This is a genomic window from Streptomyces sp. NPDC056231 (genome assembly GCF_048270745.1).
In the GTDB taxonomy this organism is placed as follows: Bacteria; Actinomycetota; Actinomycetes; order Streptomycetales; family Streptomycetaceae; genus Streptomyces.
Window position 1 is genome coordinate 1 of the sequence record NZ_JBLVKW010000201.1, and the last position, 1,407, is coordinate 1,407.

General features: G+C 68.9%; 2 protein-coding genes. One reads left to right on the top strand and one right to left on the bottom strand.

From position 1 onward, the window contains the following. Window positions 1–600 (bottom strand): hypothetical protein (locus ACNPQM_RS44100; RefSeq protein ID WP_418088408.1); only part of this gene is annotated, 600 nt, incomplete at its 3' end. A 139-nt stretch (window positions 601–739) separates the two neighbouring features. Here ACNPQM_RS44100 and ACNPQM_RS44105 point away from each other — a divergent pair. Then, complete coding sequence (locus tag ACNPQM_RS44105; protein WP_418088409.1) at window positions 740–1,129, top strand: DUF6233 domain-containing protein; 390 nt, start codon at window positions 740–742, stop codon at window positions 1,127–1,129. Window positions 1,130–1,407 lie beyond the last annotated feature (278 nt).

Below are 1,407 nucleotides of genomic sequence, written 5' to 3' on the forward strand. Positions count from 1 at the left end.
CTTCACCCATCCGCGGCGCCCCGCCGGATAGCTGGCGTCGCCCCGCTTCGCGACGATCCCCTCGATCCCCTGCGCCCGGAGGGTCTCGTACCAGACGGTTGCCACCTCCCGGTCCTCGGTCGCGGGCACAGCTTGGATCGGCGGCCCAACGTCAGCCAGTAGCTCCAGCAGGTAGGCGCGGCGGGCCGTGTACGGGCGGCTCCGGCAGTCCCCGATCGCCGGGTCAGGGTGCTGCAGAACGTCCCAGCAGGCGTACGAGGCAGGATGCCGGGCGGCAAGGGCACGTGCCCGGGTGACCGATGACGCGGCCCGTGACTGCGCCGCGGCGAAGTCGAGCCGGCCGTCCCGCCAGATCACCGCCTCACCGTCCAGGACCGTGCCCGGCCTCAGGGCCATGCCGGCTACAGCGAGGTCCATCCAGTGCTGGGTGACAACCCTGCCCGACCGGGCGTACAGGATCACGGTGTCGTCGGTGCGGCGCAGCACGGTCCGGTGACCGTCGAATTTGGCTTCGTACCACCAGCCCGGCCCATCAGGCAGGGTCGGAACCGCCTGGGCCAGCGCCACTTTGACCGGGAACTCCACACGACGATCTTGCAAGCCTCTACCTCGGGCGGCGCCCGGGGCGGTCCGGACGGCCTACCCGTTGATCAGCCCTGTCTCCGGACTGCAGATCGGGCACATCTCACTGACAGCGTTCTTACCGGCCCTCCTTCTCAGGCCGACTATTATCGAACATATGAACGAACAATCGGCCCCGCGTGTGGCTGTCACCCTCCCCGGGGGACGTGCCGTCGCAGGGCGCCTCCATGCGCGTCGACAGGACGCCGGGCAGTGGTTGTACGAAGTCTCGATCGAAGTACCCGCTGCGGCCGTTCGCCCCGTCGACGGCGAGGACTACGGCCAGGTCCCCACCGAACGGGCTGGCGGCCGCCCGGAGTGGGTACTCCAGGCCCTCCCCCAGGACACCCCGGATCAGCGCGCCCTCGTTCTTCACAGCGCCGACTGCTGGGCCGCCCAAGGGCGCCTCACCCCGGCCAGCAGCAGCGAGGCCGCGATCTTTGTCCAGCACGGCTGGGCCACAGCGTGCGACGTCTGCAAACCCACACCCGGATCGAGCAGGAGATGATCTCCGGATCGGCAACCGCTGGGCTGTGCTCGATCGTCTCTCGGGTATGCCTCAACCACGCCAAGGACCGTCCCTGACCCCGCCTCGTTGGCAGCACTGCGGCGAGGGCGCCAGTCCGGAAAGCCCGTTCGGCTGCCCTGGCATCCGCGTATCCGTCCACACTGCCTGTCTCGCCCACTTGGCCGACGGGGCTTCCCCCTGGATCGTGGACATCGATTCCTATGCGGCCGTGGTCAGCGTAATGGATCTCTGTTCGTAGGCGATCGGACTGATCTGGC

Coding starts and splice junctions, on each gene's coding strand:
- ACNPQM_RS44105 (WP_418088409.1), top strand. CDS start 740: ATGAACGAACAATCGGCCCCGCGTGTGGCTGTCACCCTCCCCGGGGGA.